The following is a 15747-nucleotide window of genomic DNA, read 5'->3' as shown; positions in this document are numbered from 1 at the left end:
CGGACGATCGGCCCGAATTACTGACCGATCGTCCGGTAATTATGGCACAGGCGCGGTGACCACCGCGATCCCGCGTCGTCGATCGGCTCGTCAGGTGTGCAGATCCACGCCCTTCGTCTCTTTGACGAGCGAGACGCCGATGAGCGAGATCACGGCGGCCACGGCGATGTAGACGCCGATCGTCCATGCCGCGTGGAACTGGTTCATCAGAGCCTCGGCGATCATCGGTGCGAAGGCTCCGCCGAGGATGGCGCCGAGGGCGTACCCGATCGAGACGCCCGAGTAGCGCACGTTCGCGGGGAACATCTCCGCGTAGAGGGCGGCCTGAGGGCCGTACGACAAGCCGAGGGCGAACGTCATCACGAACAGCGCCACGAAGTACCAGAGGATGTTCGCGGTATCGATCAGGAACCACATCGGCACCGCCCAGAGCGCGAGCGCCACGTAGCCGATCTGGAAGGTGCGGATGCGGCCGAGTCGATCGGAGAGATGTCCGCCCCACAGGGTGAAGATGAGCCAGCCGAACGAGGCGAGCGTCGTCGCCAGCAGCACCGGCGGACGTTCCATGCCCAGCGTCGTGACGGCGTAGGTCGCGAAGAAGGCGATGAGCAGGTAGCCCGCCGCGTTGTTCGCGATGAAGATGATCGCGGTCAGGACGACCTGCTTGGTGTTCTGGCGGAACAGGCGGCTCAGCGGGGCGGAGGCCTCCTTGCGGCGACGTCGCAGATCCTCGAAGACCGGGCTCTCGTCGACCGCGCGACGGATCACGTAACCGACAGCGATGAGCACGATCGAGAGCAGGAACGGGATGCGCCACCCCCACTCGAGGAAGGCCTCCGGCGACATCGAGCTGGTGAGCACCCACAGTGTCGAGGTCGCGAGGATCATGCCGACAGGCACGCCGATCTGCGGAAAGGCCCCGAAGAGCCCTCGTCGGTTGTTCGGTGCATGCTCGACTGCCATCAATGCCGCGCCGCCCCACTCGCCACCCGCGGAGAACCCCTGCACGATGCGGAGCAGGATGAGCAGGATGGGCGCGGCCACGCCGATGGCCGCGTACGTCGGCAGGAGACCGATCAGAGACGTGGACAGTCCCATCATGATGAGTGTGAGCACGAGCATCTTCTTGCGCCCGAGCTTGTCGCCGAGGTGGCCGGCGACGATCGCCCCCAGGGGGCGGAAGAGGAACGAGATGCCGATCGTGGCGAAGGAGAGCACCTGCGCGAAGCCGGGACTCTCCTCGGCGATGGGGGCGAGGAACAGGGGCGCGAGGACCAGCCCTGCGGCCTGGGCGTAGATGAAGAAGTCGTACCACTCGATCGACGTACCGACGAGGGTGCCGGCGAGCACCCTCCGTTCTTCGGCGGGCATTCGTGCGGACGAGGTGCGGTCGGACACTGCTGACGTCATGCGAACTCCGTTGTTCTGCGATTCCGGGGGGAGAGGGCGATGAAGCACTCCGGTTATTCATGACCGAATGGTCGGTCAGTAATCGCCGAGCGTACCGCATAGCGCGCAGTGTCGGAGGGTGAGTGGTCTGGTCGGTATATGTCCGATAGGGCATGCGACTTATATCGTTCTGATCTCGACCCGCTCCTCCGTATTACGCCATCGAGTGGGGAAACTCTACGATCGCTGTCAGGGGCACCAGGGCGGTGGTCAGTACAACTTGACGGAGGTTCGCATGGCGCGCTCCAGGTTCGCACGCATCAAATTCAGTGGTGTCGTTCTGACCGCACTTCTCGCGCTCACGGCATGCACCCCGGGGATGGATCCGGAACCGACACCGACAGCTGCTCCGGAGACGCCATCACCGGAGCCGTATGCCGGACCAGCCATCTTCACCGGCGATGAGTTGACCGCACTTCTGTTCACGTCCGACGAGATCGCTGCTCTGCTCCCCGGTTCGACGGAGATCGGCGAACCCTCCTCTGTTCTTGCGCAGATTTCCGACGGCGGGGGTCCGCTGCCGATCCCGGAGATCTGCAGCGTCCTCTTCGTCGAGCAGTCGCTGTGGAGCATCGGGTCGCGCAATGTGCGCTGGACGACGACAGCTGATTCGGACTATCGCTTCGGCGCCATGATGGCTCTGCAGTTCGCCGACGAGGCCCACGCCCAAGCGCGCATGGACCAGCTCGTCGAGGCATCCTCGCAGTGCGCGAACTTCGATTTCGCCGGCGCCGCGACATTCGAATCGGTCCGGCCTGTGGAATCGGACGACGTGCGAGCGGTTGCCGGTACGGTGACGCTGCCGGAGAGCGAGGGCGGAAACTCGACATTCCTGGGGTATGCGGCCGTGGGCAACGTGCTCGTGCAGGTGTCTCAGTCGATCAACGGTGAGGCCATCCCCGACGCTGAGGTGATCACGAAGAAGCTCCACGAACGTGCGGAGGAAGCTCGGGCCGCGCTCACGCAGGAATTCACCGCGAACCCTCCGACACCCGATGCCGAGGCTGAGACCGATGAATCGGCGCCGTGGAGCGAGTGGGCGATCTCGGCTGGTGGTGTCGGGCTGATCCACCTGGGAGATCCGATCGCCGATGCGGTCGCCGCAGGGCAGGCCGCTCGGGTTATCGAACCCGCAGGCGCGGGCTATCCGTGGAAGCTTGTGAACGCAGAAGGTACCGGGTCGATACTGGTCGCCACGACGGATGACGGTTCCGCCGTGGCATCGATCACCGTCGGCAATGAGCGTATCTTCGACGAGGATGCCCAGGACGGCGCCGCGCTCCCCCTTCGAGGCGGCGTTCGGGTGGGTGCTCCGATCGCCGACGCGATCGCGGCATTTCCCGGTGGGACGACGGTCACCGTCGCCTCGTCCGGAGACGACTGGTACGACGTTGCGACGCGCGACGGCCGTCTCTTCCGATTCCACACCGATCGTGACGTCGTCGACCCCGGTGCGGTGATCATCGGAATCACGGTGGAGGACGCGACAAAGCGCCCTCTCAGGTTCTCGTGATCGGAGTCTGAGTCCACCGCACTGCGGCAGACTCAGACCCTCCCGAACGCGCGCAGCGGATGCTCGATGAGCTCGGTCACCCGCCGCAGGAAGCCCGCGGCGTAGCCGCCGTCGCACACCCGGTGGTCGAACGCGAGGGAGAGCTGCACGATCCGGCGCGCCACGATCGCCCCCTCCACGACCCACGGTCGCTCGATGATCCGGCCGATGCCGAGGATCGCCACATCGGGGTGGTTGATGATCGCGGCCGAGCCGTCGACCCCGAGGCCGCCGTAGTTGTTGAGGGTGAACGTCGATCCCCGCAGGCGCTCCGGCGGCATCGTCCCGGAGCGCGCCGTGGCGGTGAGCTCGCGCAGCGCCGTGTCGAGCTGCGCGACCGTGAGCGCGTGCGCGCGGGGGGCCACCGGAACAAGGAGCCCCCGTTCGGTGTCTGCCGCGATGCCGAGGTTCACGCCGTCGAACGAGATGATCTCGTCCCCGCTCTCGCTGAGGCGCGATGCGAGCACGGGATAGTCCTCGAGGGCGAGCAGGACGAAACGTGCGAGGAGCGCGGTCACCGACGGAGCCTTGCCTCCCGCCGGTGCCATCTGCGAACGCAGGTCCCACAGCGCGGTGGCATCGACGTCGACCCAGACGGTGGCCTCGGGGATCTCGGAACGACTGCGGGAGAGTTTCGCGCTCACGGCCTTGCGCAGTGGCGACATCCGCTCGCGGGAGCGCACGCCGAGACCGTCGACCGTCTCGGCGAGCGGGTGTCCGGGCGTGCCGCCGCCTGCGGTGGAGCCGTCATGGTGTGCAGCGGCAGCGTCCACGGCAGCGTCCACGGCAGTGTCCACGGCAGTGTCGACGGCGTTCTCGACGGCGGCCCGCAGCACGTCTGCGCGCGTCACGGCGCCGTCGGTGCCGGTCGCGGCGATCGAGTGCACGTCGAGACCGAGGTCCCGAGCGAGTCGGCGAACGAGCGGGGAGCGGACAGCGACAGGTCTGCGGTCGGCCGATCGCGACGGAGGAGGAGTCGCGGGGGTGCTCGGGGCGGAAGGGACCGCGGTCGGCATGGGGATCGATGCTGTCGCCGGTGCCCGAGACGCAGACACCGAGGCGGCTGACGGACGGCGTCGCCCCATGGCGGGACGCGCGGTGGTGCCGTAGCCGATGAGCACGTTCCCCGAACCCGCGCGCTCCTCTTCGCGGTAGGCCTCGTGCTCGGGCTGCGCCGGTCCGGCGGTGGGCGCGGCCGGAGACGGCAGGGAGTCCGCCACCTCGAGCACGGGGGCACCGACGTCGATCGTGTCGCCGGCGATGCCGTGCAACGCGGTGACGATGCCGGCGAACGGCGACGGCAGCTCGACGATGCTCTTCGCGGTCTCGACCTCGGCGATCGGCTGATCGGTCGTGATGGTGTCTCCCACCGACACGAGCCACTGCACGAGTCCGGCCTCGGTGAGGCCTTCGCCGAGGTCGGGCAGGAGGAACACCTGCGTGCCGGCATGCGGCTTCAGCGGGGTGCTCATGCGTCGTCCTCCCAGTGCAGCGTGTCGATCGCGTCGAGCACGCGATCGACGTCGGGCAGGTACCAGTGCTCGAGCTTCGGCGGGGCATACGGAGTGTCGAAGCCGGTCACCCGTCGCACGGGAGCTGCGAGGTACTCGAAGCAGCGCTCGAAGACGCGAGCCTGGATCTCGGATGCGACGCTCACGTATCCCGGGGCCTCGGCGATGACCACGGCGCGGCCGGTCGACTTCACGGCGGCCGCCACCGTCGCATCGTCGAACGGCGAGAGTGAGCGCACGTCGACGACCTGCACGCTGCGCCCCTCGGCGGCGGCGACGTCGGCGACGTCGAGCGCGAGCGGAACCGATGACCCGTATGCCAGGAGCGTCACGTCGGAACCCTCACGGGCGATTCGGGCCGTTCCCAGGTCGGCGGTGACCGAGGTGTCGACCTCGCCCTTGGCCCAGTAGAGCTTCTTCGGTTCGAGGAAGACCACAGGGTCGGGGGAGGCGATCGCCGCACGCAGCAGCGAGTAGGCATCCTGCGGAGTGGACGGGCTGACGACCGTGAGGCCGGGCGTGTGTGCGTAGTACGCCTCGGACGAGTCGCAGTGATGCTCCACCCCGCCGATGCCGCCGCCGAAGGGGATGCGGATCACCAACGGCATCCGCATGCCGCCCCGGGTGCGGTTGCCGAGTTTGGCGACGTGGCTGACGACCTGCTCGAAGGCGGGGAGGGCGAACGCATCGAACTGCATCTCGACCACGGGACGAAGGCCGTTCATGGCCATGCCGACAGCGGTGCCGACGATGCCGGATTCCGCGAGCGGGGTGTCGAAGCAGCGCTCTTCGCCGAAGCGGGCGGTGAGACCGTCGGTGATGCGGAAGACGCCGCCCAGCGCGCCCACGTCTTCGCCGAACACCACGACATCGGGATCGGACTCGATGGCATCGGCCAGGGCACGGTTCAACGCGGCGGCCATCGTCATCGTCGTCACCGTGGCGGCTTCGCTCTCGGTGCGGGTGTCGTCCTGTGCGATCGTCATCGGCGTGCTCCGTTCATCGCGGCTCCGGCTCCGGCTCCGGCATCGGTGAGACGCGACCGTTCGATCTCGCCGCGCAGCAGGTCCCACTGCTCGTCGAGCTGAGCGGATCGGGTCTCGGTCACGAAGCGGAACAGGTCTTCGGGGTCGAGAACGGTGTCGGTGTTCAGCGCGGTCCGCATCGCTGCGGCGATCTCTTCGGCTCCCGAGGCGAAGCGCTCCTCGGTCGCGGTGTCGAGCGCGCCGGTGGCGGTCAGGTGCGCCCGAAGGCGCAGCAGCGGGTCACGGGCGATCCAGGCCTGCACCTCGTCGCGCTCCCGGTAGCGGGTGTCGTCGTCGGCGTTGGTGTGCGCCTGCATCCGATACGTGTGCGCCTCGACGAGGCTCGGCCCTCCGCCGGCGCGGGCGCGAGACATGGCCTCGTCGAGCACGGCGACCACGGCGGCGACGTCGTTGCCGTCGACCCGCTGCCCGGGCATCCCGTAGCCGATGGCCTTGTGGGCGAGCGAGGGGGCGGCCGTCTGGCGAGAGAGCGGGACCGAGATCGCGAACTCGTTGTTCTGCACGAAGAAGACCACGGGGACGTGGAACACCGCGGCGAAGTTCATGGCTTCGTGGAAGTCGCCCTCACTGGTGGCGCCGTCGCCGCAGAGCGCGAGGACGACAGTGTCCTCGCCCCGATGCTTCGCCGCCTGGGCGAAGCCGACGGCGTGCAGCAGCTGGGTGGCGAGCGGAGTGGCCTGCGGGGCGACGCGGTGTGCGCGCACGTCGTACCCCGAATGCCAGTCGCCCTTGAGGAGCACCATCGCATCGGCGGGGTCGACACCGCGCGCGATGACGGCGACCGAGTCGCGATAGGTGGGGAACAGCCAATCCGTGGCGCCGAGCGACATGGCGGCACCGACCTGGCAGGCTTCCTGCCCGTGCGATGACGGGTAGACGGCGAGGCGGCCCTGGCGCACGAGGGCTCCGGCCTGATCGTTGATGCGCCGGCCCTCGACGAGCCCGCGGTACGCCGCGAGCAGCGTGTCCGAATCGGGGAGCGCATACCGCTCGTCGGCGACGGCCGTTCCGTCTTCGTCGATCAGTTGCACCGCGGTGTCGCGCGGGAGCAGGTCGGTGTGCAGCATGCGTTCGCCCTCCTTGCCGAACTCGATGAGGACAGCATGCCTGTGGGGTGTCACTCATCCAAGATCTTTTGCGGAATCGTGGATGAAAGCGCGCCACATGAGGCATTCTTGAGCGAAGTGTCAGAAATTCTGCATCGAGGAAGGGGTCGCATGGTCGCTCTGGATGAGACGGATCGGGCAATCCTCGAGGAACTGCGTCAGGATGCGCGCGCGTCGATGACCGCGATCGCGGATGCCGTGCACATCTCGCGCGCCGGTGCGCACGCGAGGATCAAACGGCTCACCGACACAGGCGTCATCACGGGTTACACGGTGCGCACCGACCCTGTGCTGCTCGGGCACCACGCCAGTGCCTACGTGACTCTCGCGATCGAGCAGGCGACCTGGCAGGCGGTGAGCGAACGGCTGCGCTCGATACCCGAGATCGAGCACATGGCGCTGGTCGGTGGCGACTTCGACGTGATCCTGCTGGTGCGTGCGAACGACGCCCGCGATCTGCGTCGCATCGTGCTGGAGGACATCCAGGCGATCCCCTCGATCCGCTCGACGAGGACGACGCTGATCTTCGAGGACTATCCGCGCAACTGAACGAACGACGACACGACGACGATCCCGATGCACAGGACCCCGAATGCCGTTGCGAGAGCGGTGAGGGCGACGAGCAGCCCTCCGCCGGGCGCCGTGATCCGCGCCGAGCCCGGCGGCGTCGCGCCCGGAAGTGTCGAGTGCAGCCATGCGGTCATCCGCAGCTGACGTCGGCGTGCCGCGAACCAGAGGGCGCAGGCCGCCACGAGGCCGACAGCACCGGGGACGAACCCCCACGCGGTGAAGGCGGGCGGTAGCAGCAGAGGGAAGATGCGCAGCGACACCAGCGAGCCGATGGCGATCGCGAGGGCCGTGCGGCGCCAGGCGAGTTCGGTGCGCTCGGGTTGCAGGCCCGGATCGAAAGGCCCCTGTGCGTGTGGCCCCGGAGCATCCGGTCGTCCGGCATCCGACCTGCGAGCCGTCACCGCCAGAGCACCCCGGCCAGGACGAGCAGGCCGACGACCGTCACCACGATCGCGAGCACCACGGCAGAGAATGCTCCGGGCAGTGGGCGGGAGCGACGCATCGCACGTTCGGCGCGCATCCACTCCCACCAGGCCAGCGGTGCGACGGCAGTGCCGGTGACGATCAGCACCAGCGAGGCTGCGAGACGGAAGCCGGCGTGGAGGTCGAGGCCGAGCACCTCGAGGGCGACGCCACCGGCGATCAGCGCGAGCCCGGTGCGCGTCCAGGCGAGAAACGTCCGCTCGTTCGCGAGGGAGAAGCGCGGATCGGGCTCCTCACCGGTTTCGTAGACCGAGGCGGGGAAACGTCGCATCGCCTCATCGTAGCGGCGCGGGCAGATCGTGAAGGGTCGGCGCGAGGAGCGGGCGACGTCAGCCGATCGTGAGCTCGAACCCGTCGGCCGTGGGGGAGACAGCGACCTGGGAGAGGTCGGTGACCAGGACTGTCGGGTGGTGGGCCGCGGCGTGCGTGCCCACGCCGACGACGCGCATTCCCGCAGCGAGGCCCGCCTGGATGCCCGCACCGGAGTCTTCGAACACGACACAATCCGCCGGAGCGATCCCGAGCAGCTCTGCCGCGCGGAGGAACCCTTCGGGGTCGGGCTTGGAGGCGGACACATCCTCGGCCGTGACCTTCTGTGCGGGAACGGTGAGGCCCGCGGCCCGCATCCGTGCGGTCATGAGTGCGACGTTCGCGGAGGTGACGATCGCGTGTGGGAAGGGCCGCAGCGCATCGAGCAGCGCACGTGCGCCGGGGATCTCGATCACTCCGTCGACGTCACCCGCCTCGTTCGCGAGCATGATGTCGTTCTCGTGGAGGTTGATCGCATGATCGCGCTCCGGAAGCATGATCGCCATGCTCTGATGGCCCTGTCGCCCGTGCACGGTGCGCAGCACCGTCTCCGGATCGATGCCGTGCGGCTCTGCCCATGCGAGCCACAGCCGTTCCACGACGGCGGTCGAGTCGACGAGGGTGCCGTCCATGTCGAGGAGGGCGGCGCGGGCGGCGATGGTCTGGGTCACCCGTCCAGGCTAGTCGCACACGCGACGAACGCACGGGCGCGCGCAGGCCGGTGCGCGGCGTGCGCGGCTTCTAGGATGTGGACCGGGAAGGACGAGGATGAACGCACTCGCGAGCAGGGTGATGCAGGTGCTGCGTCAGGTGCGCGGCCCGGCGACGGCGGAGGCCGTCTTCGAGGCGACGGCGCTGATCGTCGGCGCCGGTTTCTTCGTCGCAGGATTCCTGATCGGACTCCCGGTCTTCTGGGGCCACGACCTGGCGATCAGCGGCAGCGGCTCGATCGGAGTCTTCGCGGCGTACGGGGGCGCGATCACCGCCGTCATCGCCTTCACCCTCGGGCGCGTCGCCGTGCGACCCGCGCAGCCCGACCCCCGCGCGGCGCGCGACGGTTTCAGCGTGCCGGGGGATCGGCTGCGGTGGTACGACCTCACCGCCATCGCCTTCGCGCATGCGGCCATCGCGTACCTCGGCTGGCTCGGCGTCGCCGAGCTCCTCGAGCGGAGCTTCACCGATGCCCCGGTGTTCCCGTTCCCCGGCGCCATCCTGGTGGCGGTTGCCTTCGCGCTGACCGGATACGTCTGTTTCCTCAGTGCCGTCGCCCTGACCCCGATGGTGCTGTCGCTGGTGCTCGCCGTCTTCCTCGTGGTCGGCGCATTCGCCAGCATGCTCGCCTCCAGCGACGTGCACTGGTGGCGCGACAACCTGTCGGCGCTCGGCATGAGCACCAACAGCGCATCGGTCGCGTTCAATGTGACGCTGGTCATCGCCGGGGTGATGATCACGACGATCTCCCGCTACGCGACCGCGGGGCTCCCGGCCAAGAGCCCGGAGGAACGGCGAGGACGCTTCATGGTGCGCGGCGGACTGATCCTGATGGGCATCTTCCTCGCGTGCGTCGGTATCTTCCCGGTGGACGAGTTCTTCCTCCTGCACAACACCGTCGCGACGGGTATGACCGTGGTGTTCGGGATCGTCGTGGTCGGCCTGCCGTGGTTCCTGCCGACCATCCCTCGTGTGTTCGTGGCCTTCGGGTGGACCTACGTGCTGGTGATCATCCTGCTCGCGGCCTTCTTCGCGGTCGGCTACTACAACCTCACCGCTGTCGAGCTGATCGCCGCCGTGCTGATCTTCAGCTGGATCATCGTGTTCCTCCGCACGGCGGGGTCGGTCACCGCACCGGCGGTCTCGGCCGATGCAGCGACCGAGACGGGCTGACGAGGCGGGCTGACGAGGCGGGCTGACGAGGCGGGCTGACGAGGCGGTCGCGCCGGGGCTAGTCCCAGATCGGATCGTCGGGGTCGGGGGAGTCCGTGCCGTCGGCGTCGGTCATGATGCGCGCTTCGGCGATCCACGACGTCAGAGAATCGTCGTGGAGCATATGAGGTCGTGGCGGGCCGAGAAGCTCGGGGATCGTCACGATGCTCAGCGGCTCGTCGCTCGCGAAGATGACGACGTTGCCCAGTGGCCCTTCATCATCTTCCGGTTCGGCGTCGAGGACGACGGCGACGTGGTCGAACACGGTGCGCAGGGTGGCCGCCTGTCGCCGTGAGTACTCGAACGGGTGCCCGTCGAGCAGGTTCACGGCCACGACGCCCGCCGCGGCGGAGCGTGCGGCGACGCGGCGGTAGAACTCCTGGCTGGCCACACGATGTCGGATGACCGCGGCATCCCACAGATCCACGACGGTGAACTGCGTATCCACCCAGTCGGTGTCGATCGCGGTGCTCTCCGCTGCAGCCGCGGCGACCGCGGGGACAGAGGACGAGGGCGCCGACGAGCGCTTCTCGTCGGGGAGATCCGCGTCTGCGACCGCTCGTGCATCGCCGAAGATGACGCGCAGATCGGTGCCGGAGGGCAGCGGCAGGGCGGCGACCACCGCGGTGTAGAGGGCGGGTTCGAACTCCACCGCGAGCTGCGGGGACCCGGCACGCGTGGCCGCGACGTAGCGTGCCAGCGTGAGTGCTCCGGCGCCCAGATGCACGGTGAACAGCGGGGCACCGGGCTCCGCCGCGGCGTCCATCGCTCTGGCGATGTGCTGGATGTAGGCGTATTCGAGCGCGGTGGGATCGGTCATCGAGACGACGGATTGCGGAATCCCATCGACGCTGAGCTCGAAGCGACCGGGTCGTCTCTTCGACTCCATCAGCTTCGCCTTGCGATTGTCGAGCATGAGCGAGAACACCCGGCGATTCCTTGGCACCCGTCGATCCTAGATCGGGCGACGTCCGTCGGAGGCAACCTTCCGGGCAACGGCCGGACGGTTCGTCGCACGCGGCTACCCTGGAAGGAACATGGCACATCTTCTCGGGGCTGAAGCCCTCCACCTCGAATATCCGACCAGGGTCGTCTTCGACTCCGTGACCCTCGGCATCGAGGAGGGCGACCGCATCGGCATCGTCGGCCGCAACGGCGACGGCAAGTCGAGCCTGCTCGGAATGCTGGCAGGCATCAAGGAACCGAACTCCGGACGCGTCACGGTGCGCGGAGGAACGCGGATCGGCGTGCTCGATCAGGCCGACAACCTGCCAGACGACCTCACCATCAGTGCGGCGGTCGTCGGCGACACCCCGGAGTACGAGTGGGCGGGCGATGCGCGGATCCGCGACGTCATCGAAGGGCTGCTCACCGACCTCCCGTGGGATGCCGAGATCGGTTCTCTCAGCGGTGGGCAGCGGCGTCGGGTGTCGCTCGCGAAGCTCCTCACCGGAGACTGGGACGTCATCGCCCTCGACGAGCCGACCAACCATCTCGACGTCGAAGCGATCACCTGGCTCGCCGGACACCTCAAGAAGCGCTGGTCGCCGAACTCGGGCGCCCTCATGGTCGTGACGCACGACCGATGGTTCCTCGATGAGATCAGCACCGAGACCTGGGAGGTGCACGACCGCATCGTCGAGCCCTTCGAGGGCGGCTACGCGGCGTACATCCTGCAGCGCGTCGAGCGCGACCGGATGGCGGCCGCCACCGAGGCGAAGCGTCAGAACCTCGCCAAGAAGGAGCTCGCGTGGCTCCGCCGTGGCGCTCCGGCCCGCACGGCCAAGCCGAAGTTCCGCATCGACGCGGCCAATGAGCTCATCGCCGACGTCCCCGAGATCCGCGACAAGGTGTCGCTGCAGTCGCTCGCCGTCTCGCGACTCGGGAAGGACGTGGTCGACCTGCTCGACGTCGGGGTGACCTACCCGACGGCGGACGGCGGCGAGAAGGTCGTGCTGCGCGACATCGAGTGGCGCATCGCGCCGGGGGAGCGCACCGGGATCCTCGGTGTGAACGGCGCCGGCAAGTCGACGCTGCTCGGCCTCATCTCCGGCACCGTGGAGCCGACCGTCGGACGGGTCAAGCGCGGCACGACGGTGAAGGTGCAGACCCTCACACAGCGGCTCGACGAGCTCACCCAGCACTGGAACGACCCGGTGCGTGTGATCATCTCGGGCCTGCGCACCTCCTACACGATGGGGGCCGGCTCCAAGGCGCAGGACCTCACGCCCGGGCAGCTGCTCGAACGGCTCGGGTTCGACTCCGCCCAGCTCTCCACTCCGGTCAAGGATCTCTCGGGTGGACAGCAGCGTCGCCTGCAGCTGCTTCTCGTGCTGCTCGACCAGCCGAACGTGCTGATCCTCGACGAGCCGACCAACGACCTCGACACCGACATGCTCGCCGCGATCGAGGACCTTCTCGACTCCTGGTCGGGCACGCTCCTGGTCGTCAGCCACGACCGGTACTTCCTGGAGCGCGTCACCGACCAGCAGTACGCGATCCTCGACGGTCACCTGCGTCACCTCCCGGGCGGGGTCGACGAGTATCTGCGACTGCGTCACCTGCAGTCCTCCACCGGGTCGAAGCAGACCGCGACGGCCGCAGCGACGGCGACGGCCACAGCTGCCGCGAAGGGGCTCGACGGTGCGGCACTGCGCACAGCGCAGAAGGAGGTGTCCGCCCTCGAGCGACGCATCCAGAAGCTCACGCAGCAGGTGAACGCCGCCAAGACCGCGCTGGCGGACCACGACCAGTCCGACTATGCGGGTCTCGGCGACCGGATGAAGAAGATCAGCGAGCAGCAGGCCGAGATCGAGGAGCTGGAGCTGCGCTGGTTCGAACTCACCGACGAGATCGGCTGACGGAGGAATATCCTTCTCCCAACGCTGTTGGGAGGTAGGGATGGAAGGCCTCGAAGTAACTGTCCTGCTCGGACTCACGATTCTCGTCGGAACCCTGATCGCCCCGCGCGTGCGTCTCGCGCTGCCCCTCGTCCTCGTCATCTTCGGACTGCTGCTGGGGTTCGTGCCTCCGCTGCGCGAAGTGCAGCTGCCTCCCGAGACGGTGCTGCTGCTGTTCCTGCCCGTGATGCTCTTCTGGGAGAGCCTCACCACGTCTCTGCGGTCGATCCGCCGTGACTTCCGCTACATCCTGCCGATGAGCACAGTGCTGGTCGTCGCCTCGGCGTTCGCGGTCGCCGGTATCGGAGTGCTGTTCGGGATGCCGTGGGAGATCGCCCTCATCCTGGGTGCCGCGGTCGCGCCGCCGGATGCCACGGCCGTCGCCGCCCTCGGGCGTCTGCTGCCGCGCCGCATGTTCATGAAGCTCAAGGCCGAGAGCCTGACCAACGACGGCACAGCCCTGGTGCTGTACGCGATCGCGGTGTCGCTGGCGCTCGGCGGCCAGATCACCCCGCTGTCGGTCACGCTCGACGTGCTGGTCTCCTATGTCGGCGGCATCGCGGCCGGTGTCGTCGTCGCGGCTCTCGGGTACCTGCTGCTGCGGCGCACGTCGTCGACGATCGTGATCAACGTCGCTCTGCTCCTGATCCCCTTCACGGCGTTCCTCGTCGCCGAGATGGTGCACGCCTCCGGTGTGCTGGCGGTCGTGGTCGCGGGTCTCATCGTCGCCTACGTGTCGCCGAGGGTCACGACGGCCTCTTCCCGGCGGCAGGCCGACGCGGCGTGGCCGTTCGGCGTCTTCCTGCTCAACGGCGCCCTGTTCGTCCTGATCGGGCTCGAGGTGCAGTACGTCGTGCATGAGATCTCCGCAGCGGCGATCGGTCGCCTGGTGCTCATCACGCTCGCTGTCTGGGCGACGCTGCTGGCCGTGCGCTACCTGTTCCAGCTGGTGAACGTGCTGTTCCAGCGTCAGGCCGGGCCGAGACCCGCACGCGGCGCCAGGGCACGGGCCAGAGTCGTATCCACCGTCGCCGGTATGCGCGGCGCCGTCTCGCTCGCGATCGCGCTGTCGGTCCCCACGAGCATCACAGAGGGTGGGGCCATCAACGGACGCGATGAGATCGTGTTCGTGACCGCCGGCGTCATCCTGCTGAGTCTGCTCGTGCAGGGGCCGCTCCTGCCCGCGATCGTGCGGTGGGCGCGGTTCCCCGTCGACCACGTCGAGGACGAGGAATACGAACTCGCCGAGCGGGCGATCTCCGGGGCGGCGCTCGCCGCTCTCGACGACCTCGCGGCTGAGCACGGCGTGGGCCAGGAAGTCCTCGATCGCGTGCGGTCGGAGGGCTATCAGATGCTCGAGTTCGCGAACGCCCGGTCGTTGGCCCGCGAGCAGGCCCTCGTCGACGCGGAAGCCGATGCTCTCGACGAGATGCTCGGCGAGCCCGACCCCCTCGGTGCCGGAACCGCCGACATCGGAGACGACCCCACCACGGGAGGCGGAACCTCCCAGGCGACGGAGGGGGAGGGCACCGACGGCACGGTGCTGCAGATGATCGCGACCTCGACCGATGTCGACCTCGCGCAGCGCTCGCCGCTGATCCGGCATGAGGAGCACACGCGACTCAAGCTCGCCCTGATCGACCGCAAGCGTGAGGTCCTCCTCGGGCTGCGCGGCGCCGGCACGGTCGACGACATCGTCGTGCGCCGCATCTCCGCCCGACTCGACCTCGAGCAGGTGCGCCTGCAGGGGATCGAGGAGTACGACTGAACACCCGAGCGGACGACACCGCCGTCGGAGCGCATCGAGACGACGGCGCGCACCCGCCAGAACGATCCGCCTGAGAACGAGGAGACCGATGCCCACCATGATGAGAGCCATCATTCTCGATCGATTCGGCGACGAGGGGGAGCTGCGTGAACAGTCGGTTCCGATCCCCGCGGTCGGCGAAGGTGATGTACTCATCCGCATCGATGTCGCCGGCATCGGGTCATGGGATCGGGAGGAGCGCGAAGGCCACTACGAGGGAGCTTTCGGCGTGCCGTCGACCTTCCCCTACATCCTCGGGTGGGAAGGGGCGGGAACGGTCGAGGCGGTCGGCGCCGACGTGACGCGCTTCGCCCCGGGGGATCGGGTGTACGCCGCGTCGACCCCCGTCCCGCGAGGCGGGTTCTACGCCGAGTATGCGGTGGTCGACCAGGAGCATGTCGCCCCGGTGCCCGCGCGGCTGACCGACGAGCAGGCCGGAGTGCTCGCCTGGGACGCACTGACGGCCACGAGCGGACTCGACACGATCGATGCGCGCCCCGGAGACGCCGTGATGATCTTCGGCGCGAGCGGAGGGATCGGTCACCTCGCGGTGCAGCTCGCCAAACACCGTGGACTCCGGGTGTTCGCGGTCGCCTCAGGACAGGACGGCGTGTCGCTGGCCGGGGGCCTCGGCGCCGATGTCGTCGTCGACGGGAGGCGGGACGACGTGATGGCGGCCATCGAGAGCTTCGCTCCGGAGGGCCTCGACGGCGCACTCGTCACCGCCGGAGGTCGGGCGGCCGAGGATGCGCTGCGCGGGGTGGCACCGTCGGGGCGCATCGCGTGGGCGCACGGTGTGAATCCGCCACCGTCGGCCGAGGTCGTCGAGCGTGTGTCGTTCTACGACGGCGACCGCAGCCGAGCGGCGCTGCAGCGTCTGAACGAGGTCATCGAGTCCAGTCTCATCGCCCCGCACGTGGCGCAGGTGTTCGACGCGGCCGAGGTCGCCCAGGCGCACCACGCGCTGCGAAGCCATTACGTGGGAAAGCTGGCGTTGCGCGCACCGCGCTCTTCGCGCCAGCTGTGACGCTGTGTGCCGCACGCTTCCGCGTGGGAGGTGAGAGAAGGGTCCGAGTGTGCGAACACTGCTC

The 15747-nt window shown here is 68.5% G+C and carries 14 protein-coding genes; 6 read left to right on the top strand and 8 right to left on the bottom strand.

Features of this window, described 5'->3' with window-relative positions; all coding sequences use genetic code 11:
• Positions 1 to 90 precede the first annotated feature (90 nt).
• Positions 91 to 1410: an MFS transporter gene (locus DW307_RS16530; protein WP_029260515.1), complete on the bottom strand. Its 1320-nt coding sequence runs from the start codon at positions 1408 to 1410 to the stop codon at positions 91 to 93.
• 274 nt (positions 1411 to 1684) lie between these two features.
• On the opposite strand from DW307_RS16530, the gene DW307_RS16525 reads away from it, so the two are divergent.
• Entirely contained in the window at positions 1685 to 2962 is a 1278-nt protein-coding gene (locus tag DW307_RS16525) for a sensor domain-containing protein (protein WP_136025240.1), read from the top strand.
• A gap of 32 nt (positions 2963 to 2994) precedes the next feature.
• Here the strand turns inward: DW307_RS16525 and DW307_RS16520 are convergent, their stop codons facing one another.
• From DW307_RS16520 to DW307_RS16510, 3 genes are read right to left on the bottom strand one after another with little or no spacing between them, the layout of a single operon-like run.
• A complete protein-coding gene (locus tag DW307_RS16520; RefSeq protein WP_136025239.1) occupies positions 2995 to 4473 on the bottom strand; it encodes a dihydrolipoamide acetyltransferase family protein in 1479 nt (492 codons plus the stop codon).
• Positions 4470 to 5498, bottom strand: a complete 1029-nt coding sequence (locus tag DW307_RS16515; RefSeq protein WP_136025238.1) for an alpha-ketoacid dehydrogenase subunit beta — start codon at positions 5496 to 5498, stop codon at positions 4470 to 4472. The genes DW307_RS16520 and DW307_RS16515 overlap by 4 nt, the downstream gene beginning before the upstream one ends.
• Complete coding sequence (locus DW307_RS16510) at positions 5495 to 6625, bottom strand: thiamine pyrophosphate-dependent enzyme (RefSeq protein ID WP_136025237.1); 1131 nt, start codon at positions 6623 to 6625, stop codon at positions 5495 to 5497. The genes DW307_RS16515 and DW307_RS16510 overlap by 4 nt, the downstream gene beginning before the upstream one ends.
• Positions 6626 to 6775: 150 nt before the next feature.
• Here DW307_RS16510 and DW307_RS16505 point away from each other — a divergent pair, with 150 nt between their 5' ends.
• Positions 6776 to 7213 carry an Lrp/AsnC family transcriptional regulator gene (locus DW307_RS16505; RefSeq protein WP_021198788.1) on the top strand — a complete coding sequence of 146 codons (438 nt, stop codon included), beginning with the start codon at positions 6776 to 6778 and terminating at the stop codon, positions 7211 to 7213.
• On the opposite strand, the gene DW307_RS16500 is transcribed toward DW307_RS16505, so the two are convergent.
• From DW307_RS16500 to DW307_RS16490, 3 genes are read right to left on the bottom strand one after another with little or no spacing between them, the layout of a single operon-like run.
• Positions 7198 to 7635, bottom strand: a complete 438-nt coding sequence (locus tag DW307_RS16500) for a DUF202 domain-containing protein (protein WP_136025236.1) — start codon at positions 7633 to 7635, stop codon at positions 7198 to 7200. The two genes, DW307_RS16505 and DW307_RS16500, sit on opposite strands and share 16 nt — an antisense overlap.
• Complete coding sequence (locus DW307_RS16495) at positions 7632 to 7988, bottom strand: YidH family protein (RefSeq protein WP_021198786.1); 357 nt, start codon at positions 7986 to 7988, stop codon at positions 7632 to 7634. Before DW307_RS16495 ends, DW307_RS16500 begins: the two co-directional genes overlap by 4 nt.
• A 58-nt stretch (positions 7989 to 8046) precedes the next feature.
• Positions 8047 to 8697 (bottom strand): HAD-IA family hydrolase, encoded by a 651-nt coding sequence (locus DW307_RS16490; protein WP_021198785.1) that lies wholly within the window; start codon positions 8695 to 8697, stop codon positions 8047 to 8049.
• Positions 8698 to 8794: 97 nt separating this feature from the next.
• Between DW307_RS16490 and DW307_RS16485 the strand changes: the two genes are divergently transcribed.
• Positions 8795 to 9910, top strand: a complete 1116-nt coding sequence (locus tag DW307_RS16485; protein WP_136025235.1) for a DUF998 domain-containing protein — start codon at positions 8795 to 8797, stop codon at positions 9908 to 9910.
• A 58-nt stretch (positions 9911 to 9968) separates the two neighbouring features.
• Here the strand turns inward: DW307_RS16485 and DW307_RS16480 are convergent, their stop codons facing one another.
• Positions 9969 to 10895, bottom strand: coding sequence for a hypothetical protein (locus DW307_RS16480; RefSeq protein WP_136025234.1), 927 nt, complete (start codon positions 10893 to 10895; stop codon positions 9969 to 9971).
• Positions 10896 to 10986: 91 nt separating this feature from the next.
• Here DW307_RS16480 and DW307_RS16475 point away from each other — a divergent pair, with 91 nt between their 5' ends.
• From DW307_RS16475 to DW307_RS16465, 3 genes are all read left to right on the top strand, one after another.
• Complete coding sequence (locus DW307_RS16475) at positions 10987 to 12810, top strand: ABC-F family ATP-binding cassette domain-containing protein (RefSeq protein ID WP_136025233.1); 1824 nt, start codon at positions 10987 to 10989, stop codon at positions 12808 to 12810.
• A gap of 40 nt (positions 12811 to 12850) precedes the next feature.
• Complete coding sequence (locus DW307_RS16470) at positions 12851 to 14617, top strand: Na+/H+ antiporter (RefSeq protein WP_136025232.1); 1767 nt, start codon at positions 12851 to 12853, stop codon at positions 14615 to 14617.
• Positions 14618 to 14705: 88 nt separating this feature from the next.
• Positions 14706 to 15683, top strand: coding sequence for an NADP-dependent oxidoreductase (locus DW307_RS16465; protein WP_029265772.1), 978 nt, complete (start codon positions 14706 to 14708; stop codon positions 15681 to 15683).
• The last annotated feature ends 64 nt before the right edge of the window (positions 15684 to 15747 follow it).

It is taken from the genome of Microbacterium sp. K27 (assembly GCF_004794435.1).
Classification (GTDB): Bacteria; Actinomycetota; Actinomycetes; order Actinomycetales; family Microbacteriaceae; genus Microbacterium; species Microbacterium maritypicum_A.
This window is presented reverse-complemented; position numbering and strand designations above follow the sequence as displayed.